This window comes from Chitinimonas taiwanensis DSM 18899, assembly GCF_900119825.1.
GTDB lineage: Bacteria > Pseudomonadota > Gammaproteobacteria > Burkholderiales > Chitinimonadaceae > Chitinimonas > Chitinimonas taiwanensis.
On sequence record NZ_FPKR01000003.1, the window covers coordinates 287,836 to 313,776 of the forward strand.

At 65.3% G+C, this 25,941-nt stretch carries 24 protein-coding genes; 8 read left to right on the forward strand and 16 right to left on the reverse strand.

The window, feature by feature from the left end:
- Positions 1–75: 75 nt before the first annotated feature.
- From BT173_RS05145 to BT173_RS05185, 10 genes are all read right to left on the reverse strand, one after another.
- Entirely contained in the window at positions 76–858 is a 783-nt protein-coding gene (locus BT173_RS05145; RefSeq protein WP_072427550.1) for a tetratricopeptide repeat protein, read from the reverse strand.
- A gap of 146 nt (positions 859–1,004) precedes the next feature.
- Positions 1,005–2,936, reverse strand: a complete 1,932-nt coding sequence (locus tag BT173_RS05150) for a methyl-accepting chemotaxis protein (RefSeq protein ID WP_072427551.1) — start codon at positions 2,934–2,936, stop codon at positions 1,005–1,007.
- 187 nt (positions 2,937–3,123) lie between these two features.
- Positions 3,124–4,899 carry an ABC transporter ATP-binding protein gene (locus BT173_RS05155; protein ID WP_072427552.1) on the reverse strand — a complete coding sequence of 592 codons (1,776 nt, stop codon included), beginning with the start codon at positions 4,897–4,899 and terminating at the stop codon, positions 3,124–3,126.
- A 90-nt stretch (positions 4,900–4,989) separates the two neighbouring features.
- On the reverse strand, positions 4,990–6,141 hold the full coding sequence (gene bamC, locus BT173_RS05160) for an NlpB/DapX family lipoprotein (RefSeq protein ID WP_072427553.1): 1,152 nt from the start codon (positions 6,139–6,141) through the stop codon (positions 4,990–4,992).
- A 17-nt stretch (positions 6,142–6,158) separates the two neighbouring features.
- Complete coding sequence (gene dapA, locus BT173_RS05165) at positions 6,159–7,037, reverse strand: 4-hydroxy-tetrahydrodipicolinate synthase (protein WP_072427554.1); 879 nt, start codon at positions 7,035–7,037, stop codon at positions 6,159–6,161.
- A gap of 195 nt (positions 7,038–7,232) precedes the next feature.
- The gene (locus tag BT173_RS05170) at positions 7,233–7,889 is read right to left on the reverse strand and encodes a glycerophosphodiester phosphodiesterase (RefSeq protein WP_072427555.1); all 657 of its coding nucleotides are present in this window, start codon (positions 7,887–7,889) and stop codon (positions 7,233–7,235) included.
- Between the two features lie 91 nt (positions 7,890–7,980).
- The gene (locus tag BT173_RS05175; protein WP_072427626.1) at positions 7,981–8,625 is read right to left on the reverse strand and encodes a glutathione S-transferase family protein; all 645 of its coding nucleotides are present in this window, start codon (positions 8,623–8,625) and stop codon (positions 7,981–7,983) included.
- A gap of 97 nt (positions 8,626–8,722) precedes the next feature.
- A complete protein-coding gene (locus BT173_RS19600; RefSeq protein WP_175545555.1) occupies positions 8,723–8,860 on the reverse strand; it encodes a hypothetical protein in 138 nt (45 codons plus the stop codon).
- Between the two features lie 221 nt (positions 8,861–9,081).
- The gene (locus BT173_RS05180; RefSeq protein WP_072427556.1) at positions 9,082–9,474 is read right to left on the reverse strand and encodes a rhodanese-like domain-containing protein; all 393 of its coding nucleotides are present in this window, start codon (positions 9,472–9,474) and stop codon (positions 9,082–9,084) included.
- A 24-nt stretch (positions 9,475–9,498) separates the two neighbouring features.
- Positions 9,499–9,822, reverse strand: a complete 324-nt coding sequence (locus tag BT173_RS05185; protein ID WP_072427557.1) for a DUF2917 domain-containing protein — start codon at positions 9,820–9,822, stop codon at positions 9,499–9,501.
- Positions 9,823–9,933: 111 nt separating this feature from the next.
- Between BT173_RS05185 and gcvA the strand changes: the two genes are divergently transcribed.
- Entirely contained in the window at positions 9,934–10,839 is a 906-nt protein-coding gene (gene gcvA / locus BT173_RS05190; RefSeq protein WP_245794131.1) for a transcriptional regulator GcvA, read from the forward strand.
- Between the two features lie 44 nt (positions 10,840–10,883).
- Positions 10,884–13,073, forward strand: coding sequence for a patatin-like phospholipase family protein (locus tag BT173_RS05195; protein WP_072427559.1), 2,190 nt, complete (start codon positions 10,884–10,886; stop codon positions 13,071–13,073).
- Positions 13,074–13,078: 5 nt separating this feature from the next.
- On the opposite strand, the gene BT173_RS05200 is transcribed toward BT173_RS05195, so the two are convergent.
- Positions 13,079–14,020: a LysR family transcriptional regulator gene (locus tag BT173_RS05200; RefSeq protein ID WP_072427560.1), complete on the reverse strand. Its 942-nt coding sequence runs from the start codon at positions 14,018–14,020 to the stop codon at positions 13,079–13,081.
- 158 nt (positions 14,021–14,178) lie between these two features.
- On the opposite strand from BT173_RS05200, the gene BT173_RS05205 reads away from it, so the two are divergent.
- Positions 14,179–14,673 (forward strand): porin family protein, encoded by a 495-nt coding sequence (locus BT173_RS05205; RefSeq protein WP_072427561.1) that lies wholly within the window; start codon positions 14,179–14,181, stop codon positions 14,671–14,673.
- A 92-nt stretch (positions 14,674–14,765) separates the two neighbouring features.
- On the opposite strand, the gene mmsB is transcribed toward BT173_RS05205, so the two are convergent.
- Both mmsB and BT173_RS05215 read right to left on the reverse strand, forming a co-directional pair.
- Positions 14,766–15,656, reverse strand: coding sequence for a 3-hydroxyisobutyrate dehydrogenase (mmsB, locus tag BT173_RS05210; protein ID WP_072427562.1), 891 nt, complete (start codon positions 15,654–15,656; stop codon positions 14,766–14,768).
- A gap of 84 nt (positions 15,657–15,740) precedes the next feature.
- Complete coding sequence (locus BT173_RS05215) at positions 15,741–17,237, reverse strand: CoA-acylating methylmalonate-semialdehyde dehydrogenase (RefSeq protein WP_072427563.1); 1,497 nt, start codon at positions 17,235–17,237, stop codon at positions 15,741–15,743.
- Positions 17,238–17,428: 191 nt separating this feature from the next.
- Here BT173_RS05215 and BT173_RS05220 point away from each other — a divergent pair, with 191 nt between their 5' ends.
- The 3 genes from BT173_RS05220 to BT173_RS05230 all read left to right on the forward strand — a co-directional run bounded on the left by BT173_RS05220 (position 17,429) and on the right by BT173_RS05230 (position 19,573).
- Positions 17,429–18,223 carry an SDR family oxidoreductase gene (locus tag BT173_RS05220; RefSeq protein ID WP_072427564.1) on the forward strand — a complete coding sequence of 265 codons (795 nt, stop codon included), beginning with the start codon at positions 17,429–17,431 and terminating at the stop codon, positions 18,221–18,223.
- The gene (locus BT173_RS05225) at positions 18,223–19,023 is read left to right on the forward strand and encodes an SDR family oxidoreductase (RefSeq protein ID WP_072427565.1); all 801 of its coding nucleotides are present in this window, start codon (positions 18,223–18,225) and stop codon (positions 19,021–19,023) included. The genes BT173_RS05220 and BT173_RS05225 overlap by 1 nt, the downstream gene beginning before the upstream one ends.
- Before the next feature lie 151 nt (positions 19,024–19,174).
- Positions 19,175–19,573: a hypothetical protein gene (locus BT173_RS05230; RefSeq protein WP_139256048.1), complete on the forward strand. Its 399-nt coding sequence runs from the start codon at positions 19,175–19,177 to the stop codon at positions 19,571–19,573.
- On the opposite strand, the gene BT173_RS05235 is transcribed toward BT173_RS05230, so the two are convergent.
- Both BT173_RS05235 and BT173_RS05240 read right to left on the reverse strand, forming a co-directional pair.
- Positions 19,527–21,911 carry a putative bifunctional diguanylate cyclase/phosphodiesterase gene (locus BT173_RS05235; RefSeq protein ID WP_072427567.1) on the reverse strand — a complete coding sequence of 795 codons (2,385 nt, stop codon included), beginning with the start codon at positions 21,909–21,911 and terminating at the stop codon, positions 19,527–19,529. The genes BT173_RS05230 and BT173_RS05235 overlap by 47 nt on opposite strands.
- A gap of 153 nt (positions 21,912–22,064) precedes the next feature.
- Positions 22,065–23,201, reverse strand: a complete 1,137-nt coding sequence (locus tag BT173_RS05240) for a PA0049 C-terminal domain-containing protein (protein ID WP_084658203.1) — start codon at positions 23,199–23,201, stop codon at positions 22,065–22,067.
- Between the two features lie 108 nt (positions 23,202–23,309).
- Between BT173_RS05240 and BT173_RS05245 the strand changes: the two genes are divergently transcribed.
- Together BT173_RS05245 and BT173_RS05250 are read left to right on the forward strand one after the other, a co-directional pair.
- Complete coding sequence (locus tag BT173_RS05245; protein WP_072427569.1) at positions 23,310–24,254, forward strand: hypothetical protein; 945 nt, start codon at positions 23,310–23,312, stop codon at positions 24,252–24,254.
- Between the two features lie 100 nt (positions 24,255–24,354).
- Positions 24,355–25,125: an inositol monophosphatase family protein gene (locus BT173_RS05250; RefSeq protein ID WP_072427627.1), complete on the forward strand. Its 771-nt coding sequence runs from the start codon at positions 24,355–24,357 to the stop codon at positions 25,123–25,125.
- Here BT173_RS05250 and BT173_RS05255 read toward each other — a convergent pair.
- Complete coding sequence (locus BT173_RS05255; protein ID WP_072427570.1) at positions 25,114–25,893, reverse strand: substrate-binding periplasmic protein; 780 nt, start codon at positions 25,891–25,893, stop codon at positions 25,114–25,116. The genes BT173_RS05250 and BT173_RS05255 overlap by 12 nt on opposite strands.
- Between the last annotated feature and the right edge of the window lie 48 nt (positions 25,894–25,941).

Below are 25,941 nucleotides of genomic sequence, written 5' to 3' on the forward strand. Positions count from 1 at the left end.
CCAGCTTGGGAGCGGGGTCGGGCATCGCCGCCCGGCCGGATCGGAAAGCCTGCTCAGCAAGGCTGAGCAGCAGCCCTAGTCGTCGCTGAGCTCGGACTTGGCGAAGGCGACGTCCAGCGTCTCCATTGCATCGCGCGGCTCGCATTCGGCCGCCGCCTCGTACAGCTTGGTGGCGTCCTTGACCTTCTTGTTGCCATACAGGGTCAACAGGCCGTTGCCGTACTCGATGCGCGCAATGGCCGAGTGGGGGATCAGCTCGAGCGCCTTCTCGTAATGGGCTTCCGCCGCATCCTTGGATACCCCATAGGTCAGCGAGCCGACCATACTGCCGACCTTGCCGATGATCTCGGCATGATAGGCGCCGAGGGCAATATGGGCTTCCGCATGTTCGGGTGCCAGGGCCAGGGTCTTGTCGAGGCTGGCCTTGCACTTGCCGGCAATGCCTTGGGCCAGCGCCTTGGCAATCGAGATCGCCTGGCTGTAGCGACCCAGCGCATAGGCATGCTGGTAATGGGCATTGATATTGTTCGGGTTCTCCTTGGCCGCTACTTCGGCGCGGTCGGCCACTTCCTCGAACAATTCCTTCTTGGCGTCCTCATCCTCGACCAGATAGGTGGCATAGATGCTCTGCGCCTTGTTGGCGGCATTCATGCCCGAGGCGGTTTCCGCCTTCAGACCGAGCGCCACAGCGGTCTGGAAGTCACCACGGTGATAGGCGCGCCAGGCTTCCTGGCTGGCCTCGTCTTCCGGCCAGGGCTCCTGGTCGCCCGCATGCAGGCGTTCCCAGGCTTGCCAGAGCTTGTCGCCGCCATAACTGAGTGCGCTTGCGTCGTGGGGGAAGGGGGTCCATGTGCTCATGCTTGTCTCCGCGTGGTGTATGCGCGACCGGCGGAGCACGGCTGCTGGCGTGGCCTGTGCTCCACCAGCGGCTTGTTTGGCTGGCCCGGGCATTATAGACAGGCGCATCGCGCTGCCTGCTATTTGCCCTGTGGCCACGCGGCGCTTTAGAGACGGAAGCGTTGCAAAGTCGTATTCAGGTTCAAGGCCACCTGATGCATTTCCTCGGCCTCCTGGGCCGCCTCGCGCGAGGCGGCTTCGTTCTGGCTGATCATGGCGGTGACACGCTCGACATTGACGGCAATCTCATTGCTGGCCTGGCTCTGCTCGCGCAGCGCGGTATTGATCTCGGCGCTGACACGCAAGACATCGGCCGAAGCCACTTCGATCTGCTTGATCGCCTCGCCGGCCTGGTGGGCGAGTTCCACGCCCTGGCTGACCCTTTGCTGGGTGCGCTGCATGGTCTGGGCGGTATCCTGGGTGCCGGCCTGGATGGCCGAGATGGTGCTGGCGATCTCGCGCGTCGATTGCGCGGTGCGTTCGGCCAGCTTGCGTACCTCGTCGGCCACCACGGCAAAGCCGCGGCCCTGCTCACCGGCGCGCGCCGCCTCGATGGCGGCATTCAGGGCGAGCAGATTGGTCTGCTCGGCCACTTCCTTGATCACCTGCACCACCTTGAAGATATCGGCGGTCTGACCGGACAGTGCGTCGATGACCTGGGCGGTCTCATCCACCTGGCCGGCGATGCCGCGGATTTCCGTCACGGTCTGCTCGATTACCTGCTCGCCCTGCACCGAAAGCTGGGCGCTTTGCTCGGTGGCCTGCAGCGCCGCCTGGGCATTGTCGGTAATGTGATTGATGCTGATGCTCAGCTCTTCGAGCGCCGCTGCCATGGTGGTAGTGGCATCGCTCTGGCGCGCCGAACCATCGGCAATCTGGCGCGAGGTGGACTTGAAGCGCTCGGCGATTTCATTCACCTGCACGGCCTCGCCCTGGATTTCGCTGACCATATTGCGCAAGGAAGCCTGCATGCGCGCCATGGCGGCCAGCATGCTGCCCGGCGGGGCCTGCTCGGCTGCCAATGGCTGGGACAGATCGCCGTCGGCAATCGCCTGCGCGGCACGCACGGCGGTGCTCGGTTCGCCGCCTATCGGGGTCAGCACCAGCTTCTTCAACAGGCCCAGCAAGACGGCCAGCAGCACGGCCGCCAGCAGCAGGCCGCCGACAAAGATCATGATCGCCGGCCCGCGCGCCGCCTGGTCGGCTTCGGCAAGCGGGTAGGTGGCGACCAGCTTGAAGTTCCATTCCGGGAAGGGCAGTTCCTGGCGTACCCAGTCGGCCGGCGCATTGTCGACGATGCGCTGGGCGCTCGCCTCGTCCTGACTCTTGGAGTGGAAGCGTACCTTGCCCTTATCGTCCACTACGGCCACAAAGCCGCTTTGCAGCAGGCTGGCGCGGCCTACCGTGGCTTCCAGCGCCTGCAGGTCGACCTTGTAGCCGACATACCAGATGCCGACCCCATTGCCTGTGGCGTCCTTGATCGGCTCATAGGCGGTCAGATAGGGCGCACCGAGGATGTCCACCTGGCCGTAGAAGGGTTGGCCCTGCTGGATGGCGGCAATTGCGCGACCCTTGGGATCGAGCACGGTGCCGATCGCGCGTGCGCCGTCCTTCTTCACCGTGGTGGAGATGCGCACATAGTCGCTGCCCGATTTGCTGAACAGGGTGGCGGTGCCGCCCATGATGTCGACCACCCCATCGACCAGCTCGAATTGATTGGCCTGGGGCGCGCCACCCAGCAAGAGCTCGGGCACCGAGCGGTCTTTCACGCTGACCGCTTCACCGGCCGTGGCCGGACCGGCCGCCGCGCCGCGCGAGGTCAGCAGCTTGATCGAGGCCTTGACGCGTGCCTGCACCTGCTGGTCGATCAGGCTCAGCTGGTCGACCAGATTGCGCAGCTGCAGCTGGGCCTGCTCGTCGACCTGGCTGTGGATACGGCGGCTCTCGCTGCTGGCATACAGCAGTGCGCCCCCCAAAATCAGCGGCAGCAGCACAAAAGAAATGGCCGCGATCACGCGGCCCTGCAGGGTGGAAAACATCGGTGAGCTCCTGTGGTGTCAGCCGCTGGATGCACAGATCGTGTCGAGCAAGCTAATCTGACGTGCTCTGTCCTTGATATGGGACAAGGCAATGCGGAAAAGCCCGGATTATCACCGATGTGTTTGAAACTTTCGCGTAAGGGTTTCCCGCTAAGTAGTTGCTTTATATGGATAAATCGAGCGCTTGCTAGTTGCTGCGTTCACCGGTCTGCAGCCGCCACAGTGCGGCATAGCTACCGTTTTGTGCCAACAGGCTCGTATGCTGGCCGCTCTCGACGATGCGGCCGTTTTCCAGCACATGGATGCAATCAGCCTGACGGACGGTAGACAGGCGGTGCGCAATCACGATGGTGGTGCGGCCGCGGCTGACCACGTCCAGGCTGCGCTGGATGGCCGCCTCGGTTTCGTTGTCTACCGCACTGGTGGCCTCGTCCAGAATCAGGATGGGCGGGTTCTTCAGAATGGCGCGCGCCAAGGCCAGGCGCTGGCGCTGGCCGCCCGACAGCTTCTGGCCACGTTCGCCGATGCGGGTGGCAAAGCCCAGCGGCAGCTTGCTGATGAACTCGGTCGCTTCAGCCGCCTGGGCCGCTGCGGCGATATCCGCATCGCTGACGCTGTCGAGGCCATAGGCGATGTTCTCGGCCACCGTACCATCGGTGAGGAAGCTGTCCTGCGCCACATAGCCGATGGCGCGGCGCAGGTCCTGCAGATTCAGGCTGTCGATGGCCTGACCATCGAGCAGGATGCGACCGTGCTGGGCAGCGTAGAAGCGCAGCAAGAGCTTGACCAGGGTGGACTTGCCCGAGCCGGTACTGCCCACAAAGGCCACGGTCTGGCCGGCGCCTATGGTCAGGTTGATATCGGCCAGGGTGGGGCGCCCGTCGTAGCTGAAGCCGACCTGCTCGAAGCGCAGCTCGCCCTTCACCCCTTGTGCCGGGAAGTGCTGACCTTCGTAGGGGATATTGATCGGGGTATCGAGCAGGTTCAGCGCGCGTTCGATGGCGGCCATCGAGCGCTGGTACATATCGGCCACCTCGGCCAGACCGGTCAGCGGCCACAACAGGCGCTGGGTCAGGAAGACCAGCACCGAATAGGCGCCCACCGCCAACTCGCCGTGTATGGTCAGCCAGCCGCCATAGATCAGCGTGGCGGTGAAACCGCTCAGAATGGCCATGCGGATGACCGGGGTGATGGCAGCGCTGATGCGGATCGCCCGTGCATTGGCGGCGCGGTAGTGGCGGCTCGCCGCATCGATATGGCTGGCCTCGAAGCCCTCGGCGGCGAAGGCCTTGATGGTGGCGAGACCAAGCAGATTATTGTTCAGGCGTGCCGACACATCGCCCGCTGCTTCGCGCACCTCGGTGTAGCGTGGCGCCAGGCGGTTCTGGAACCAGAAGGCACCGAACAGGATGAGCGGCACCGGCAAGAGCGCAATTAGCGCGATGCTCGGTTGCAGGGCAAAGAACACCGCACTGACCATGATGGACGAGCAGAACACCTGGATGATCTGGTTCGCGCCGCCATTCACAAAGCGCTCCATCTGGTTCACATCGTCATTGAGGATGGAGAGCAGATTGCCGGTGCGCTGGTTCTCGAAATAAGCCATCTCGAGCTTTTGCACATGCTGGTAGGCATCGAGGCGTAGATCGTGCTGGATGTCCTGCGCGAGCTGGCGCCATTTGACCTCGTACAGATATTGGAACAGCGACTCACCGCCCCAGATCAGCACATTGATGAAGCCCAGGAAGAGCAGCTGGTGCCAGACATCGCTGATGCCAAGCCCGACCAGCACCTGTTTTGCCAGGAAGCTCTCCTCACCCTTGACCACCACGTCCACTGCCACCCCGATCAGCACCTCGGGCAGGATGTCGAAGAATTTGTTCAGCACCGAGTAGGCGGTGGCGAGGCGGAAATCGCGCCGATAGCGGCTGGCGTAGGCAAACAGGCGTTTGAGCGGGTGCATGCGGGCTTGTTCTTTTATGGTGTGGAGGTGGCGAGGGGGTAAAACAAAACAGCCGCCGGATTACTCGGGCGGCTGTTGTCGTTGCTGGGCTTAGCGTAGCTCGGCCAGCAGCGGGTCGAGCATGGCATTCGCCTGGCTGTCGGGCAGGACCACGCCCTCCTTGCCAGCGATGCGCACGGTGGTCTGCGCGTCCTTGCTCGATACCACGGCCAGGAACTGCGGCAGCTCAGCCTGCTTCTTCTCTTCATCCTTCCAGAAGGCCAACGAGGACAGGAAGCCTTCCTCGGCCTTGGCGGCCTGGATCTTGCCGCTGGTGATGTAGTAAAGACCGAGCGAGCGGTCGCGGTCGGCGATGTTGTAGCCAGCGCGCTCCAGGGCCAGGCCGATACGGCGCCAGGCACGGTCGAAGCTTTCGTTCAGCTGGATCACGCGCTTGCCATCGGCCAGGGTGATGAACTGGGCGCGGTTGCTGCCGGCGGCCGGGGTGGCCACGGCGGGTGTGCCTTCGGCCGGTTTGGCGCTGGCCACCACCTGGCCGGCGGTATCGGCGCTGATACCCAGGCGTACCAACAGCTGCTTGAGCTTGGCCGCTTCGCGTTCCGGATCATTCGGGCGCGGGGTCCAACGCGTATCGCTCTTGTCCTGGGCTGTGTACACCTCTTCCATGCGGCGGTGGGCGATATAGATCTCGGTGCCCTTGCCGTCGGCACTGCGTTCGAGGCGCATGCGGTACTGGTCAACCATGCCGCTGTTGTACAGCGTCTTCATGCCGCGCTGGATGGCGGCGCGGATGCCGCCCACCGGCAGGTCGGGGCGCTCTTCCTGCCAGTTGGTTTCCAGCAGACCAGCCAGCGCATTGTCGGTGGTCAGCTTGAAGCCCTGGTCGAGCCAGAACTGGCGTGCCTGCGGCCACACGGCATCGGCTGGGGCGTTGATGACCAGCCAGCGCTGATTGCCATCGCTTTCCATGCGCACCTTGTCGAACTTGGGCAGGGCTGCGCCCGAGGCGAGGATCTGCTGGCCGTCGGCGCTGAGCGTGAGGCCAGGAATCGCGTAAGCCCCGTTCAGCTCGGGCGAGCTCAGCTCGGGTGGCAGTTCCAGCTGCTTGGGCTGGATGGCGCCGCGCGCCTTGGTGTACTCGGGCGCTTCCGGGGTGTCATCGCCGATGAAGGGCAGGTTGGCACAACCTGCAGCCAGGGTCACCAGCGCAAGTGCTGCGGTAATACGTGTGGTTCGAATCATGGGAGCCGCGGTTTCCGTTAAATCTCGATGCCGGCCTGGCGCATGGCGGCGCTGACCGGGGCTTCGGCGCTGGTCGACAGCGGGGTGAGCGGCAGACGGATGCCAGCCGGCATCAGGCCGAGCTTGCTGACCGCCCACTTGGCCGGGATGGGGTTGGCTTCGATGAACAGATGCTTGTGCAAGCCTTGCAGCTTGTCATTGATGGCGCGGGTGGCCAGCACATCGCGGCCCAGCGCGGCCACGCACAGCTCGCTCATCAGCTTGGGTGCCACATTGGCGGTGACCGAGATCACCCCATGGCCGCCCATCAGCATAAAGGCAGCGCCGGTGGCGTCGTCGCCCGAGTAGAGCGCGAAATCCTTGGGCGCACGCAGCACCAGGTCGGCGGCACGGCCGATATCGCCGGTGGCATCCTTCAGGCCGACGATATTCGGGATGGCCGCCAGACGCAGCGCGGTGTCATTGCTCATATCGGCCACGGTACGACCCGGTACGTTGTACAGGATCATCGGGATATCCACCGCCTCGGCCACGGCCTTGTAGTGCTGGTACATGCCTTCCTGGGTCGGCTTGTTGTAATAGGGCACCACGGACAGGGTCATATCGGCACCGGCCAGCTTGGCCTGGCGCGACAGTTCGATCGCTTCGCGGGTCGAGTTGGCACCGGTGCCGGCAATCACCTTCAGGCGGCCGCGGGCCAGTTCGACGGTTTTCTTGACGATGGCGATATGTTCTTCCACGTCCACCGTGGCGGATTCGCCGGTGGTGCCTACGGCAACGATGCCAGCGGTGCCGGCTTCAACATGGAATTCGACGAGCTTGGCGAGACTGGCGAAATCAAGGCTGCCGTCTTCGAACATCGGGGTCACAAGCGCGACCAGACTACCTGTCAACATGGTGGGATTCCGTGGGGCGGAGGAAGAGGGAAGCGGCGATTCTAACCGAATCAACCGGGCCGATGTAGGGACTGCGCCGGCCTATTTGAGTTCCATGCTGCGGGCATTTGCCCGACCGTTTGACCGCCTATCGACGGGCTTGGCGACGTGTGTTGCGGCCGCTGCCGGTGCGCAGGCGGCATCCGCGCCCTAGGCCTAATGCAGGCCGATATGCTCGGGGTAGTCGGTGATCAGCGCATGCACGCCGAATTCGCGCATCAATTCATGCTCATAGCGCGTATTGGCGCCGTAGACGGCATTGCGAAAGCCCAGGGCATTGGCCTGGCGCAGAATGTCCGGGTCGACGATCTCGCAATCCCAGACCAGGGTGCGCAGATTGGGCAGGTGCAGGGCGGCATGCAGCAGGCTGTTGATGGCGGCCGGCCTATGCGCATTGAGCAGGCCGCACTCGACCGACAGCTGCTGGGCGGCGGCGATCACCACTTCATGCCGGAACGAGGTCAAGAGAAGCTGATGGCTGTCCTCATAGCGACGCAGCAAGGGCAGGGCCAGGCTGGCCGCGGCTGGGGTCTTGATCTCGATATTCCACAGCGTATTCGGGAAGGCCTGCAGGGCTTCCACCAGGGTGGGCACGCTATAGCCGCACAGATCGGACAGCTGCTTGCGGGTCAGCGCCGCAACCGGCACCCCGTTCTTTGCCACCCGGTTGTGAAACAGCACCGCCTCGTTATCGGCGCTGACCCGAACATCGGTCTCGATGCCGACAAAGCCGATCTGCAAGGCGGCGGCAAAGGCTTCCAGCGTGTTTTCCGGGCAGGCGGCGTGGTAGCCGCGATGGGCGAGGATTTGCATGGGGGCGCTCCGATGGCCTGATACCCGCAGTTTAGGCCCGACTTGGCCGCCGCGCCTATTGCCTCTGCAGGCCTGGCCACGTGCTGCGCGTTTACACCCAGGGCTGGGCCAGCTGCTCGGTGGCCAGTACCCGCTGCACGGCCGGGCGGGCCAGCACACGCTGCAACCAGGGGCCGATATGCGCATAGTCGCGCGCCTTGTGGCCGTCGAAATTACGCGTCCAGCGGCACAGCATCATTGCATAGGGGTCGAGCAGGCTGTAGTCGGCGCCCAGCAGCCAGGGCTGGCCGTGGCTGGCCAGCTGGCTGTCAATCTGCTCGAGCAGCCGCAGCACCTTCTGCTGTGCATGCGCGCGCACCTGAGCGATGGCGGCTGCATCGCTGGCCCAGCGCTCGGGGTAGAAATAGATGACCAGTGCCTGCTGCAAGGTGGTGGACAGCCAACTTAGCCATTTATAGGCCTGGGCACGCGCCGCGCTGCCCAGGGGCGGCATCAGGCCCTGAGCTGGGTGGGTATCGACCAAGTGCAGGCAGATCGCGGCGGTTTCATACAGCACGATATCGCCGTCCTCGAGCACCGGGATCAGCCCATTCGGGTTCAGCGCCCGGTAGGCTGGGGTATTCAACCCACCGTTCTGCTGGTCGATCTTGATCAATTCGAAGTCCACACCCAGCTCTTCAAGCAGGATGTGCGGCGCCATGCTGGCGGTGCTGGGAACGTAGTGCAGTCGGATCATGGTTAAGACCTGTGGAATGAAAAAGCCGGCGGACCACCAGGCCGGCCGGCTGGGCATGCCGGCCAGGGCGGGCACGCCATACGCGGTGCAAATTGTACTAGTGGATCAGGAAACCGATGATCAGGATCACGGCGATCGCCAGCATCACGATGGCTTCCAGGCGATCGCTGAGTTGACTCTGTTCATCGGCATGGGTGGCGTCATCAGGGTGTTCGACCCGAAAATCCACGCTCATGATACTTACCTCCGTCTTGGTTCGAGCGTACAGGGCTCCCTCCCAACCGGGTCACACAGCGCATCGGGATACGGTGCGGTGCAACCTTCCTTCTGCCAGCGGCTGCCTGGGCTTCTGACCCTGGCGTATATCGGCGTGATCGGCTGGACAATGTGTCCAGCCACTGGGTATTTTGCGCCGGAAGCCGCGCCCATGCTGGCTTTGCAGCCGAAAGGCATCGCTCAGTTACAAGCGCAGCTCGGGCTATCCGCAGTCGTGCTGCTGCCCAGTACGGTGCGGTAACCGTCGCGCTTCCACCAGTCCAGCCCGCCGATCAATTCCTTGACCGTGAAGCCGAGCTGGGCGAGCTTGAGCGCGCCCTTGGTCGAGGCATTGCAGCCTATGCCGTCGCAGTAGCTGACATACAGCGCCGCGCGATCGAGGCCGGCCGTGCTGGTCGCATCCATGCTGCGATGCGGCAGGCTCAGCGCGCCGGGAATATGTTCGGCGGCATAAGCCTGGGCATTGCGCGCATCGATCACCACTAGGTGCTGGCCCTCCTGCTGGGCTGCGTACAGGTCGGCGGCGTCGATTTCATAAGCTAGCTTGCTGGCGTAGTGGCTGATCTGGTCCATGGTGCTTCCTTGGCGTGATAGGGATTAGTGGCAGCCGTTAGCCTGCGGCAGCTTGGCGGTACGCGGCCAGGCATGGCCGAGCTTGTGACGCAGCTGAGCCAGCCAGCCGCGTGCAGGTGCCAGCGCCTTCAGTTGCAGGCGAGCATCGCTCAGGGCTTCGATGACTGCCAGGCGGCCGGCACGCAGCAGATGGCGTTCACCGCGCTGCAGCAGCACATCGCCACCGTTGTCCTCGGTAATCCACAGATCACCCTGTTCGCACAGCACGATCACGCCATCCACGCTGCGCACGGTACGCAGCTCGCTACGCTGCAGGGCTTGCTCGTATTCGATAAACTGATGCAACATTTTCCCGCTCCTTCCGTCTGGCCACTCATGCCGTATTTGGCTTGGCTTGATTGGCATTCTCTGCCTGGTGTGGCGCCACAACAATCGATGCTTTTTCAGCGGATAGTTGAAATGAATTCACTGGTTGATCTGCCTGGCAAGCTGCCCTCGCTACCCGCGCTGCGCGCCTTCGAGGCCGCGGCGCGCCTGGGTTCGGGGGCGCGTGCCGCCGCCGAGCTGTTCGTGACGCCGGGCGCCGTCAGCCATCAGATCAAGTCGCTAGAAGCGCAGCTGGGCTACCCGCTCTTTGGGCGTGAAGGGCGTGGCCTGGTGCTGACGCCGGAGGGCAAGCGCCTCGCCCAGGTGGTGAACCGCCTGCTGGTCGGGGTGGCGCAGGAACTGGCGGCAATCAAGCGCGAACACGAAACACCACGCCTGACGGTGACCGCGCTGTCCTCGTTTTCCGCCCGCTGGCTGACACCGCGCCTCGGGCGCTTTATCGAGGATCACCCCGAGATCGAGCTATGGGTGCAGTCATCGACCACACTGGAGCGACTGGGCGGGCCGGGCGGCATCGATCTGGCCATCCGCATGGGCTCGGGCCAGTGGCCGGGTGTGCATGCCGAGCATTTCTTCGATGAGTGCTTCATGGTGGTGGCCAGTCCCAGGCTGGCTGGCGGCCTGCCCAGCCACCCCGCCGAGCTGGCCGGGCGGCCCCTGCTGCGCGCGGCGGGCGAGCCGTGGAAGCCCTGGTTCGAGCTGGCCGGTCTGCCCTGGGCCGAACCGGGGCAGGGCCTGATCTTCAGCGACTCCGGGCTATTGGTGCAGGCGGCTGTGGACGGCCAGGGTATTGCGCTGGCGCGCCGCTCGCTGGCCCAGGACGATGTGGCTGCCGGCCGCCTGGTGCAACTGTTCGCGCAGACCCTGCCATTTCATTGGTCCTACTGGCTAGTGACGCCGAATCCGCCGCCACATCGGCCTGTGTTGCAAACCTTTATTGACTGGCTGCGTGAACAGATACGCCCGTCTATCTTGTAAAACTGCCTGTGCCACACTCGCGTATTGCCCAACCGAAAGCCGCCATGCCGCTGCGTTTCCGCCCCTTTCTGCTTGCCGCCTGCCTCTTGCCCAGCCTGAGCCTCGCGGCCGAGATGCCGCGTGTCGCCCTGGTGCTGGGTGGCGGCGGCGCGCGTGGCCTAGCCCATGTGGGCGTGCTCAAGGTGCTGGAGGAGGCGCGCATCCCGGTCGACTGCGTGGTCGGCACCAGTATGGGGGCGCTGGTGGGCGGCCTGTACGCGTCGGGCAAGAGCGCCGCCGAGGTGGATAAGGCAGTGGCGGCGATCAACTGGGACGATGTGCTCAATGACCGGCCGCAGCGCCAGCAGCGCAGCTTTCACGATAAGCAGGACGACTGGCTGAATATGATGGACCTGGGTCTCGGTCTGTCCGATAGCGGCCAAATGCTGTTTCCCAAGGGCGCGCTCGGCACCCAGAAGGTTGATCTGTTGATCCGCCGTCTGGTTAATGGCGCCACGCTGAACCGCTTCGACGAACTGCCGCTGCCTTACCGCGCGGTGGCAGCCGACCTGGAAAACGGCGATATGGTGGTGCTGTCGCGTGGCGACCTGGCCGCCGCCATGCGCGCCAGCATGGCGGTGCCGGGCGTGTTCCCGCCGGTGGAGCGCGATACCCGCGTCCTGGTGGATGGGGGGATTGCACGCAACCTGCCGGTGGATGTGGCGCGTGGTGTATGCGGTGAGGTGGTGATCGCGGTCGATGTCGGTTCGCCCCTGCTGACCCGTAAGCAGGCTAGCGATGTGCTGAGCATTTCCGACCAGACCGTGCGTGTGCTGACCCAACGCAATGTGGATGAGCAGATCCGCCAGCTGGCCGCGCGCGACATCCTGATCCGCCCTGACCTTGGCAGCATGTCTTCGAGCAGCTTCAATGAAGGCCCGATGGCCCAGGCCGCTGGCGAGAAAGCCGCGCGCGAGCTGCTGCCCATGCTGCAGTCGCTGAGCGTGAGCGAGGCCGATTACGCGGCCTGGCGCGCCAAGCTGGCCGCACGTCGCTTCGACCCGGGTCCGGTGCTGGCGGTGGAGGTGGAGCCGACCCGCTTCGTCAACCCAAGCATCCTGCGCGATCTGCTCGATGTGAAGCTGGGTAAGCCGCTCGACCTCGATGCGCTCGAGCACAAGCTCGGTAATGTGTATGCGCGCGACGATTTCGAGCAGATCGACTACCGATTGCTGCCTGGCGTGGGCGGGCATGCGATCAGCCTCAGCGCGCGCGAGAAATCCTGGGGGCCTGGCTATCTCGATCTGGGCTTGGGCATGCGCACCGACTTCGAGGATGACTCTGCCTTCCAGCTCTCCGCCCAGTACCGGCGCAGCTGGTTGAACCGGCTAGGTGGCGAGTGGAAGAGCCGCCTGCTGATCGGCGAGGCGCGCGGCCTATACACCAGTCTGTACCAGCCGCTCAGCCTGGATGGCGAGCTCTACCTGCGCCTGGGGGCCAATGTGAACAGCCGCGGCGTGCCGATCTATCTATTTGGCGAGCGGGTGGCCGAGTACCGCCAGACCCGCCGCGCGCTGCGCTTTGATATCGGCTCCACCTGGGGGCGCTGGGGGCAGATCAGCGTGGGGGCCGAGCGCGCGGTATCGCGCTTTGCGCGCAGCACCGGCGCCACCGAGCTGCCGGATGAGCGCCTGAACGAGGGTGGACTGTATCTGAACCTGGCCTACGACCAGCTCGATAGCGCCCGCTACCCGCGCCAGGGCAGTTATGCGGCGCTCGAGCTGTATCGCTCGCTGCCTGGTCTCGGTGGCTTGGTCGATTACAGGACTGCCACGCTAGACCTCAAGCAGGCGGCATCTTTCGGGCGCTGGTCGGGCCTGCTGGGCCTCAAGTATGTGCACACCAGCAATGAGGCGCCGTTCGAATTCACCCCCACCGCCGGCGGCCTGTTCAATCTGTCCGGCTATCACCAGGGCGAGGTGCGCGCCGAGCGCATCGCCAGCGCCCAGCTCCGTATCTCGCAGGATGTGGCCAAGCTCACGCCGCTGCTCGGCAATGCCGGCTTCTGGGGCGTGTCGCTGGAGGCGGCGCGCATCTGGTCGCCGGTGCTGCAGGGCCTGGATGAGGGGCCGCTGCTGTATTCGGGCGCGCTCTTTCTTGGCAGCGATACGCGCCTCGGCCCCGCCTATCTGGGGCTGGGCTATGGCGATACCCGCCATCTGCGCGTGTATCTGAGCATCAACGGCGGTTTCTGAGCGGCTTAGCGCGCGCCGGGTTGATAGGCGAGCCAGGGGTCGGTGCTGCTGTCGGCGGCAAATTCGGCGAAGCGGGCGATGATGAAGTCGGCCGCACCGCGCACCTTGGCGGACAGAAAGCGCCGGCTCGGATAGACCATATACAGATCGAGCCGCGCCGCGCGCCAGCCCGGTAGCACCTGCACCAGGCTGCCGGCGCGCAGCGATTCGCTCACCACATAGGACGGCAGCAGGGTGATGCCCATGCCGTCCAGCGTACAGGCGCGCAACACCTCCACCGCATTGCAACTCAGTATCGGCACCGGCCAGGGCACGGCTACCGCCTCGTCCTCGCTGCGATAGAGCTTGCTCACATTGCGCGCGCCATCGCTTTGCAGGATGGCATGGCCGGCCAGCTCGGACGGTTGCAAGGGCGTGCCGGCATGGGCGAGATAGGCGGGCGAGGCGCACAGGATGACCTCGGAAAAAGCCAGCTTGCGCGCCACCATGCTGCTCGCCAGGCCCTGCTGACCGAAGAGCAGGGCCAGATCGAAGCCCTCCTCGACCAGATCGACCGAGCGGGTGCCGAGCACCAGTTCGACCTGCACCTCGGGAAAGGCCGCCCGGTAGGCGGGCAGCAGCGGGGCCAGATGGTGCTGGGCAAAGCCGAGCGGTGCATAGGCGCGCAGCACGCCGCTTGGCTCGCGCTGGCGCGTGCTCAGCTGGTCCTCGGCATCGCTGACGGCTTCCAGAATGTCGTGGCAACGGGCCAGATAGGTCTGGCCCGCCTCGGTCAGCGACAGGCGGCGCGTGGTGCGCTGCATGAGTCGCACACCGAGTTCGCGCTCCAGTTCCGACACGATCAGCGAGACCGAGGCCTTCGACAGGCCAAGGCTGTCGGCCGCCTTCACAAAGCTGCCGGTCTCGGCCACCCGCACAAAAGTCTGCATGGCACGGAAGCGGTCCATGGCAAAAGTTCCCGATTATTGTTTAAGGATATCGAACTATGTATTGAAAGATTGCTGGTTTATCTGGTTATGGTCAAACGGCAAGATGCAAACCGTGACGCAAGCAAGCGCACCCCGGCCTTCAAGCCGGCCCTACTGCAACCACGAAAGGATTCATCATGACCATGACCAAACAGACTATTGCCCTGAGCGCACTGATCGCCGGCCTGAGCGCTGTGCCGGCCATGGCCGACGCCAGCACTGGCGCCTATGTATTCGGCCAGACCACCCATGCACGGGAAACGGAAGGCAAGAAGGATGTCGCCAACGGCCTGGGCGCCGGTGTCGGCTACCGTTTCACCGAGAACATCGCGCTGGAAGGCGGCTACACCGGCCTGAAGGACCGCGACAACGGCATGGCCGACCAGAGCGCGAATATCCGCGCCGTCGGCATCCTGCCAGTCACTGAACAGATCGAGGTATTCGGCAAGGTCGGCTACGCCCGTACCGGCACCACCCTGGGCAACCACGCCAAGGACGGCCTGACCGCCGGTGTGGGCGCCAGCTACGCGCTGGACAAGAACTGGGCGATCCGCGCCGACTACGACCGCCTGAAGGACAACGGCGAACAGCGCATCAACGCCTACTCGGCCGGCGTGCAGTACAAGTTCTGATGCTGTGATGCTTTGATCGGAATCTCCCCTCCCCAAAATGCGCGCGCCTAGTAGGCGCGCTTTTTTTTGGACGGCAGGGTAGGGGGAGTCGATCAGCCCGACTTACGCAGCAACTGCTGGATGCTGGAGAAATCCAGCCCGCCCTTGCCCTGGCCGCTATGCAGCGCGTACAGGCTGCGTGCGGTGGCGCCGAGTGGGGTGCTGGCCTTGGCGGCCAGGGCGGCTTCCATGGCGAGGCCCAGGTCTTTCAGCATCAGGTCCACGCCGAAGCCGCCCTCGTAATCGCGGCTGGCGGGCACGCTGTCCATCACGCCCGGCCAGGGGTTGTACTTCTCCAGGCTCCAGTTGCCGCCCGAGCTCACGCGCATGATGTCGGACAGCACCTTGGGGTCGAGGCCGTTGGCGACGCCGAGGTTGAGCGCCTCGGCCGTGCCTATCATGTGCACGGCCAGCAGCATGTTATTGGCGATCTTGGCCACCTGGCCGGCGCCAGCAGCACCGGCGTGGAACAGATTCTTGCCCATGGCCTCCAGTACCGGTCGCGCACGGTCGAGCGCGGCGGCTTCACCACCAAGGATAAAAGTCAGCGTGCCGGCCGCGGCGCCGGCGGTGCCGCCCGATACCGGCGCATCCAGCATGGCAATGTCACGCGCCTTGGCGGCGGCGTGCACCTTGCGCGCCACCTCGGGCGAGATGGTCGAGCATTCGAGGATCAGCGCGCCGGGCTCAATTGCGTGGACCAGGCGACCCTCGCCCAGGTAGAGCGCGTCCACATGCTGGCTAGCCGGCAGCATGCTGATCACGATGTCGGCCTCCATGACCGCGTGCAGCGCATTCGGCGCGGCTTCGGCGCCCAGCGCGACCGCGGCCTGCACCGAAGCAGGCACCAGATCGAAGACCTTCAGCGTGTGGCCGGCCTTGATGAGATTGGCGGCCATCGGGCCACCCATATGGCCAAGGCCGATAAAGGCGATGCGGGACATGTTGTGCTCCTGGTTATGTGGCGCCGCCCACGCGCGGGGCGGTCGTGGCCACCGTGCTGGCGGTGGCACTGGCGTTATAGCGTTTCAGCGCAGCGCAATCGTGGTATTGACCGGCCCAGCCGTACTCGCGTCGTCGAACCAGCGCGCGGTGACCGTCTTGGTCTGGGTGTAGAAGCGGATCACCTCCTTGCCATAGGGGCCGAGGTCGCCGAGCTTGGAGCCGCGTGAGCCGGTGAAGCTGAAGAAGGGCACAGGCACCGGAATCGGCACATTGATGCCGACCTGGCCGACATCGATATCGTGTTGGAAGCGCCGCGCGGCCGCGCCGCTCTGGGTGAACAGCGCGGTGCCATTGCCATAGGGGTTGGCGTTAACGAAGGCAATCGCCTCGTCCAGCGTGTCCACTTCCACAATGCACAGCACCGGGCCGAAGATTTCCTGTTCATACACCTGCATGCCGGCCTTTACGCCCGAGAAGATGGTCGGGCCGACGAAATTGCCATGCGCATAGCCGGGCACGCTGGGCTTGCGGCCATCCAGCTCCAGCCGCGCGCCTTCCTGTACGCCCTGGGCGATCAGGCCTTCCACGCGTGCCAGTGCCTGCGGGTTGATCAGCGGGCCGAGGTCGGCACCGGCCTCGTGACCGGCGCTGACCTTGAGCGTCTGCGCGCGCGCCACGATGTCGGGAATCCAGCTGCGTGCCTCGCCCACCAGCACCGCCACCGAGGTGGCCATGCAGCGCTGGCCGGCCGCGCCAAAAGCGGCGCCGACCAGGGCATTCAGCGCCTGCTCCTTATTGGCATCGGGCAGGAACACCGCATGGTTCTTCGCGCCCAGCATGGCTTGTACGCGCTTGCCGTGCTCGCTGGCGCGCCGGTACACATGGGTGCCAACGCCAACCGAGCCGACAAAAGACACCGCCTTGATATTCGGGTGGTCGCACAGCGCATTGACCGCTTCCACCCCGCCATGCACGACATTCAGCACGCCCTTGGGCAGACCGGCACGCTGGGCCAGCTCGGCCAGCAGCATGGGGGTCAGCGGGTCCTGCTCGCTCGGCTTGAGCACAAAGGTATTGCCGCTCACGCAGGCCATGGGGAACATCCACAGCGGAATCATGGCCGGGAAGTTGAACGGGGTGATGCCCGCGCACACGCCCAGCGGCTGGCGAATCGTGTAGGTATCCACGCCGCCGGCCACGTTCTCGGCGAATTCGCCCAGCTGCAGGCTGCCGATCGCGCAGGCATGCTCGACCACTTCCAGGCCGCGGAACACATCGCCCTTGGCATCGGCCAGGGTCTTGCCCTGCTCGCGGGTCAGCGTGGTGGCCAGCAGGTCCATATGCTCGCGTATCAGCGCCTGCAGGCGCAGGAACACGCGCGCACGTTCGGCAATCGGGGTGGCACGCCAGGCCGGGAAGGCCGCCTTGGCGGCGGCAACGGCGCTGGCTACCTCATCGGCATCGCACATCGGCACGCGCGCCAGCACTTCCTGGGTGGCCGGGTTGCGTACCTCCTGCCATTGGCGGGCCTGCGATTCGGCGAATTCGCCATTGATCAGTAGTTTCACGGTCGGGGTCATGTCTCGCTCCTGGTTTTTATCAGCCGCTGCGGGGCAGCACTGCCGACTTTGTAGCGTCACGTTGACGTAAACGTCAATTAAATCCTGTCGCGCTGTGGGTAGCGTGGGGCGCCAGCCGCATCGTTCAAGTGATAGTGGCTTGGACTGGTTAAGATGCCGGGCAGTGCCTGACATAGAACAAGGGGAGACGGATGGATTACCAGCAGCAGGTGGTGTGGATTACTGGCGCCAGCAGTGGCATTGGCGAGGCGCTGGCCTATGCGCTGGCGGCACGGGGCGCGCGGCTGGTGCTGTCGGCGCGGCGCGTGGATGAGCTGGCGCGCGTGCGCGCGGCCTGTGCGCGGCCCGAGCAACATCTGCTGATGCCGCTCGACCTGGCCGAGCCGGACAGCTTTGCCGCCAAGGTGGCCGAGGTCGAGGCGCAGTGCGGGCGCATCGACATGCTGATTAACAATGCCGGTGTCTCGCAGCGCGCGCTGGCGCGCGATACCCGCTTCGAGGTCGACCGTCGCCTGATCGAGGTCAACTACCTGGGTACGGTGGCGCTGAGCAAGGCGGTGCTGCCCGGCATGCTGGCACGCGGGCGCGGACATTTCGTTACCGTCACCAGCCTGGTCGGCAAGTTCGGCACGCCAATGCGTTCGAGCTATGCGGCGGCCAAGCATGCTTTGCACGGCTTTTTCGATTCGCTGCGCGCCGAGCTGTGGCGCGATGGCATCGCGGTCACCCTGGTCTGTCCGGGCTTTATCAAGACCAATCTGCCCCTGGTGGCCTTGACCGCCGATGGCAGCCCGCAGGGGCGCATGGACCAGGCGCAAGAGAACGGTATTGCGCCGGATGAATGCGCGCGGCGCATCCTGCGCGGTCTGGATGCCGGTCAGGTCGAGATTGTGGTGGCTGGCCCGCGCGAGCGGCTGGGCCTCATGATCAAGCGCTTCGCGCCCAGCCTGTTCAACCGGCTGATCCGCAAGGCCAGTGTGACCTGATGGGCAAGCCAGCATTTGATGGTCAGCGCATCTGGATTACCGGCGCCAGCAGCGGCATCGGCGAGGCGCTGGCCTATGCGCTGGCCGGGCAGGGCGCGCGTTTGGTGCTGTCGGCACGCCGCGTGGCCGAGCTGGAGCGGGTGCGCGCGGCCTGCGCGAAACCCGAGCAGCACCTTGTCTATCCGCTCGATATGGCTGTGCCCGACAGCTTTGCCGCGGCAGTACAGGCGCTTGAGGCCCAGCATGGGCCCATCGATGTGCTGATCCTGAATGCCGGTATTGCGCAGCGCAGCTGGGCGCGCGATACCAGCGTGGCGGTGGACAGACAGCTGATGACTATCAACTTCCTCGGCCCCATCGCGCTGAGCAAGGCGTTGCTGCCCAGCATGCTGGTGCGCGGGCAGGGGCGGCTGGTGGTGATCAGCAGCGTGATGGGCAAGGTCGGCACCCCGCGCCGCACGGGCTACGCGGCCAGCAAGCATGCCTTGCATGGCTATTTCGATTCGCTGCGCGCCGAGCTCGCAGGCAGCGGCATCCTTATCCAGTTGGTCTGTCCCGGTTTCATCCATACCCAGCTGCCCCACGCCGCCCTGCTGGGTGACGGTAGTCCGCAAGGGCATGCGGATGCCTTGCCACGCCAGGGCCTGGCGGCCGCGCGTTGCGCGCAGCAGATCGTTCGTGGCCTGGCACGTGGTCGGGACGAGTTCTGCGTGGGTGGCGCCGAACGTCATGCGGCCTGGCTGGGGCGCTGGTTCCCCGGCTTGTATCGCTGGCTCTTGCGCCGGGTGCGCATCAGCTGATCCGAGCTCGGGCTGGCTGTGTGCTGGACCGGTTCGCTTGATCCTGATTTCGGCAGGCGCCGTTCAGAAAAAATGACAAGCGGTTATTGAAATGTCATAGCGGTAGGCGTAAAAATTAGATCTAGCTAATTTACTGATGCCGGAGCTCGCCATGTTGCCGCTTACCTCGCTGTTCTGCCTGGCCGTATTGGCCTTGCTCAGCCTGCAGGCGCGTGCCGAGGCGGGCTTGCGTGACGACTTGCCGCCTGAGCCGGGCTTGAGCCAGGCGCGCTGGTCGGTGAACCGGACGGTCGACCCGGCCGCGGCGGCTAGTCCCTGGGGCAATCTGCAGATCGTCAGCATGCCAAGCAGTGCGTTTGGTGCTCAGCGTGCGCGCCCACAGCGCGCGCTGCGCTTGAACAGCGCCGGGCTGACCCGTTCGCTGCGTGAAATCGGCCTGCCAGTTAGCCAGTGCCAGACCCTGGCGCGCATGCCCTCACGCCTACGCAGCAATGGCGGCGGCATCAATCTGCAGCTCTCGCTGACCCTGAGTCTGTCCTGCCGTTACTAGACGAGGCGGCAGGCAGGAAGCAATGTCCGGCCGGCAGCGCCAGCCAGTCGGCCAGCGGCATCGGGCGGGCGAACAGATAGCCTTGCATGGCATGGCAACCATGTGTGCGCAGAAAGGCCGCCTGCGCCTCGCTCTCCACCCCTTCGGCCACCACGCGTAAAGCCAGATGTTCGGCCATGGACAGGATCAGCTCGATGATGGCGGTATCGCGGCTGGCCTCGGCATCCTGCACAAAGCTGCGGTCTATCTTCAGCTCCTGCAGCGGCAGGCGCTTCAGGTAGGCCAGGCTGGAATAGCCAGTGCCGAAGTCATCGATGGAAAAGCGCAGGCCCAGCGCGGCCAGCTCGCGCATCTTGGCGCTGGTGTCGTCCAGATTGCGGATCAGTAGCCCCTCGGTCAGCTCGAGTATCAGGTAGTCGGCGCGGGCGCCGCTGTCCTGCAGCGCCGCCTTTACCTGCGCGACGAAATCCGCCTCGTGAAACTGCTGCGGGCTGACATTGATCGACAGGGGGAGCGGCCGACCGGCCTTGGCCAGCTGCACCAGGGTGCGACAGCCCTCCTGCAGCACCCAGTTTCCCAGCCGCAGGATCAGGCTGCTTTCCTCGGCAATCGGGATAAAGCGCCCGGGCGGCACCGGCCCAAGTACCGGGTGCTGCCAGCGCAGCAAGAGCTCGGCGCCTAGGGCCATGCCGGCCGCATCCACCTGCGGCTGCAGATACAGCGCGAGCTGGCGCTGGGCAATTGCCAGTTCCAGCTGGTGCTGGATGGCCAGCCGCTCCTCGATCTCGGCCTGCATCTGGGCCTGGAAGAACACGATGCGTTGGCGGCCGGCCGATTTGGCGCGGTACATGGCCATATCGGCTTCGCGCAGCACCATATCGGCGCTCTGCCCCGGGCGCGGAAACAGCGTGACCCCGAGGCTGCCGCCCGAATGGTAGTGCTGGCCATCCAGCTCGAAAGGCTGGGCGAGGCAGGCGAGCACTTTTTCCGCCACCTGCAGCGCCAGCCGCCCGGCGTGGGCGACGTCCTGATCCAGCCGGGGCAGGAGCAGCACGAACTCATCGCCGCCCAGGCGCGCCACCGTGTCCTCCTCGCGCACCGTTGCGCACAGGCGCTGGGCCACCTGGGCCAGCAGCGCGTCGCCCGTAGGGTGGCCGCGCGCATCGTTCACATGCTTGAAGTTGTCCAGGTCGAGGTAGATGGCCGCCCCCACCATGCCGCTGCGCTTGGCCGCCATCAGGCTCTGGCCGAGCCGGTCATGCAGCAGGCGCCGATTGGGCAGGCCGGTCAGGCTGTCGAAATAGGCGAGGCGGTGGATGTCCTCCTCGGCCTGCTTACGCTCGCCGATATCGCGCAGAATCATCACGAAATGGCTGCACTGCCCGTTCTCGGCGTAGATGGGGTTCAGTTCCAGTTCCAGCCAGAAAGCCTCGCCGTCCTTGGCATAGGCCATCAGCTCGGTCTCCAGCGCGCTTTCGCTATCCAGCGCGGCGCGCAGGCGTTCCATCTCGGTGTTGCTGGTCTTGGGCCCCTGGAATAGCTGCAGGGTCTGGCCGATGGCCTCGGTCGGGCTATAGCCGGTGCGCCGCGTCAGCGCGGCATTCACGAACACGATGCGCCGCCCGAGCGTATCGCGTAGCGCCGCTTCGATGATGACCACGATATCGTTCAGATGGGCCACGGCCGCGCTGATCAGGCGCAGCTCCTCATTGGCCGCCTGCAGGCGTGCCTGCTCCTCGGCCAGCGAACGGCTGCTGGCTTCCTGGCGCTGCAGGGAAAGCTGCAGACCGTCGATCAGCACTGCGCTGGACAGCGTGAGCGCCGCATTGACCAAGCTGAAGTTCAGCCCCACCAGCAGCCATTTGACCAGCGCATCCTGCTCGAAGCCGATCACGCGCAGTTCGAGATCGGCCAGATAGCCGAGCGTGGGCAGGCTGAGCGAAGTCAGCAGCAGCGCTGCCACCGCCGGGCGCTTGCCAAGCAGCAAGGCTGCCATGACTGGGCAGGCAAGCAGGAATATCTGCGCGACCGCGCCCACGCTGAGCAAGAGGCTGAGGGCAAACAGATAGAGCAGGGCTAGGAAGTGCCAGGTGCGGGTGCGCAGGCTGAAGCGGCCGGGGCGCAGGATCAGGCCTAGCCAGCCCAGGGCGAGCAGATCGACCAGTGGCACGAACCACTGACCGGCGCGCAAGGCGACCACGGCCGAGGGCAGTGCCGCCACGCAGCCGAGTACCAGCAGCAGGGCCAGAATGCGCCCGAGTACATGCTCGCGCCACTGCGCCATGCTGCTGGGCGTGGCCGGGCTGGCGAACAGCGCGGGGCGGAGGGACGGGAGCATGGGCTGGCCTTGGGCAGCCGGGGCGCTGCCGTGCTTGACCAGCTAATACTAGGGCCTGTTGACCATGAAATCAGTGTCAACAGGCCCTAGACATCCGGCTGGCTTCTGCCCTGGCGCGCGCCAGCCCGATGCACATGGTGCCAAGCGGCGCGGCTAGCCCGGCTGTAGCGCTGCGCGCAGCATGGCCTCGATCTGGGCCACGATGTCGCGGGTCTTGTCTGGCTCGAAGGCGGCAATTGCCGGGGTGTGGATATGCCCGACCGGCAGCTGGCGCAGGCCCAGCTCATCGCGCAGGCGCACGGCGCGGTAGGAAATCTCATTGCTCAGATAGCCCCCGCCCCCGCCCTCGACCGCGATCTTGCCGCCCAACGCAGCCAGGGAGGGCGCTTCCAGGCGCGTATCGGGCAGCACGCGCACCCAACGGTTATCGACGATGCGATACGGCCCCTGGGCGCGCTGCATGGCGGCCACCGGCAGCGAGAACTCGACGAATTCCGGCCCGTTCAATGGCTGCCCATCGAGCTTGGGCGGCTGCGGGTCTTGGCGGCTGGCGCCGGGCAGCAGGTCCTGGTTGTCCACCACATTGGCCGAGCGGCGCCGACCCGGAAAGCGCTCGAGGTCGAAATCCTGCCGGCCCATGCTGATGGTGGCCAGCAGGTCGATCTGGCCTAGCCAGGGGCGCAGAAAGCGCTCGACCGCGCCGGCATCGAAGTCGGCATAGCGGACCGGGAACACGGCGGCTTCAATGCGTACGAGCTGGCCGTCCAGCATCAACTCGCGTCCGTCCAGCCACAGTGCGGCCACGCCCGAGGGATTGCTCTGGTTCAGATTGCGTTCGAGCAGAAAGGGGTCGAAGCCGGTGATCAGTACGCGCTTTTGCGCGCTGCGCGCGGCGAACTGCAGCTCATCCTGACCGCGGCTGGCCAGTTCCAGCGCGGACAGCGCCGCGTCACGCTGCGCGGTGCTGATGGCAAAGCCTGGCGCCGTATCGCGCACGGTGCGGCTGAGCGCTAGCCGGCTCCAGTACAGCGGGCGGTCGTCATAGTCGGCCAGCTGCTTCAGGCGCGCGCGGGCGCCCAGCCACAGGCGGCGGCCGGTCTCGCGCGCCAGCCGCGTCGCCTCGTCGGTGCTGGTCGTGCGCTGCCAGTCATGCGCGAAATCGCGTTCCAGACCCTGAAAGGCCGCACGCACCTCGGGCATGGCCAGCTCGGCACGCGTCAGGCGCGCTTCCTCCACGGTCTGGGCCTGTGCTAGGCCCAGGAGGGCAAACAGCAGTACGAGCGCGCGCATCGGGTATTCCATCGGTCAGAAAGCGCCGATTCTCGCTGGCTTCAGGCCAGGCTTGCAATTGCGCGCGAGCATGCCGATGCTGTGCGCACAAAATTGCCGGAGGAAACCATGAGTACATCGAGTCGGGCCTATCGCCCACTGGCCCAGGTGCGTGCGGTGGGCGGTGCCTATGTGGACCAGGTGGTGGCCGATTTTCGCGCCCTGCCGGCCGAGAGCGCCCAGAGCGAACGCTATGCTGAGGCCAAGGCGCTGGCCGATGGCTGCGATCAGCTTGATTGGCAGCAGCTGTTCACGCTGGAGCTATGGGTGCTGCAGCTGATGCCCTTGCACCAGCTGGAAGAGCGCGCGGCCATCCTCGCGCAGATCTTCGCCCATCCGGCCAGCAACCGGCCCGAACCGGGCTGCGACGATTACCCGGCCCGCCTGCTGGCCTGGGCGCTCAATCTGCAGTCCGAGCGCCAGTGGGCGTTTCGCAAGAATCTGCTGCGCGAGCAGGAAGCGTGGCGTCTGCGCAAGCGCCTAGGCGAAACCCTGCTGATGATCAGCGTGCTGATGCTGACCCTGGGTTGGTTCGCCTGGCTGATCGAGGTGCCCACCCTGGCCATGGTGGCGATGGTGTATTGGCTGGGCGTGAGCGGCGGCTATGCGAGCATCGCGCGTCGTTCGCAATCGGCCAGCGCCACCCGGCCGGGCGAATCGAGCCGCAGCACCGCCTTCGGCAATCTGTGCGCGCTCGATATCGGTCAGGGCAGCGTGGTGCAGGCCATGCTGCTGGCCGGCCTGTTCGCGCTGATCGGCTACGGCCTGCTGGCCAGCGGGCTGATCGGGCAGATCTTGCAGGACGGCCTGAGCAAGACCCTGTTCCCGCAGTTTGCCCCCTTGCCTGAGCTGGGTCTGCCGCTGCCGCGCAGCGCCGAGGATGTGACCAAGCTCGGGGTGTGGAGCTTTCTGTGCGGTTTTGCCGAGCGCCTAGTGCCCGATGTGCTGGACAAGCTCAGTGGCAAGTTCAAGCCCAAGTCGGACAAGCCGGCCGAGGGCAGCGAGAAGCGCTGAGTGGGCGTGGCGCTGCACCTAGCATGCAGTGCGCCGCCTGCTTGGCAACGGCCTCGTTTATCATGGCCGCCCCATGCCGTTCCCCAATAACGAGAGCCCCATGTCAGCAGCTGCCGATTTCCTGCCCCTTGCCCACCGCCTGGCCGATGCGGCCCGAGCCGCCATCCTGCCTTACTACCGTTCCCGGCTTGCCATTGACGACAAGGCCGATGCCAGCCCGGTGACCCTGGCCGACCGTGGCGCCGAGCAGGCGATGCGTGCCTTGCTGGCGGCCGAGCTGCCCGGCCACGGCATCATCGGCGAGGAATTCGGCCGCGACCGCGAGGACGCCGAATGGGTCTGGGTGCTCGACCCGGTGGATGGTACCAAGAGCTTCATCGTCGGCCGGCCGACCTTCTGCACGCTGATTGGCCTTCTACACCATGGTAAGCCGGTGCTCGGCATCATCGACCAGCCGGTGCTGCAGGAGCGCTGGGTAGGCGTGGCTGACCAGACCAGTACGCTGAATGGCCAGGCCGTACACAGCTCGGCGATCACCGCGCTGGGTGAAGCGCGCCTGGGTTCCACCGGCACCCAATATCTGCCTGGCCAGGCGGGCGAGCGCTTCGCCGCGCTGCAAGCGCAGTGCCGTTTCACGGTCTGGGGTGGCGACGCGTATCTGTATGCCTTGCTGGCCACCGGCGGCTATGACCTGGTGGTGGAAAGCGGCCTCAAGCTGCATGACTTCGCTGCCCTGGTGCCGGTGGTACAGGGTGCGGGCGGCTTGATGACCGATTGGCAGGGGAACGCGTTGCACAAGGATTCGGACGGCAGCGTGTTGGTGGCGGCCACGGCCGAGCTGCATGCCGCGGCTAAGGCCCTACTGGCCTGAAGGGGCGGCAGGGCGGGTCGAGTGCTGGCCTTCCTCGTAACGGGCCAGAATCGCCGCGACCTGGCCGGCGGCCAGCATGGCGGCGAACTCGCGCTCCAGTAGTCCGCGCTGCGCATACCAGGGCGATAGGCGCGAGAGCGAGATATACCGCTCGGTGTTCACCACCAGGCTCAGCTGGGCCAGCTTCACGTCCGCCGCCAGGCTTAGCTTCTCGACCACCCGGGTGCCGACATTGATACCCGCCGGCACCACATCGACCCGACCGGCCACCAGCTTGCGGAAATTGCTCTCCATATCGGGCGCGTAATCGCGTTGATGCTCGGGAATCTTCGCCAGCGCATCGGAGTAGAACACCCCGCGCACCAAGCCGACCCGGAAGCTATTGAGCTCGCTTAGTGTAGCGAGCGGGCGCACCTCGTTCTGGCGCAGATAGAACAGCGTGCGGGTTGGGCTTGCATACGGTGGCTGTACAAAATACAGATAGGCCTCGCGGCTCGGTTCGCGCGCAAAGCCCATGCTCACATCCACCGAGCCGTCTTCCAGCATGCGCAGGCAGCGCAGGGTAGGGCATTCCTGCAGCCTCAGGTTCACGCCCAGGCGTTTGGCCAGGGTCTGCATGATGTCGATATGCGCGCCGCGATAACCGTTCGGCGTCGGTTCCATATAGGGCGGTAGCGGACGCACGGCAAACACCAGCTCCGCCAAAGATCTGGCTTGCGCAAAGCTGGTCAGGGCCAGCAAGCCCAGCCAAGCCAGAAAAAACCGCATTGCCGCCCCCTTTCCGATTCCCACCTGCAGTGTAGAACCTGATGGCTG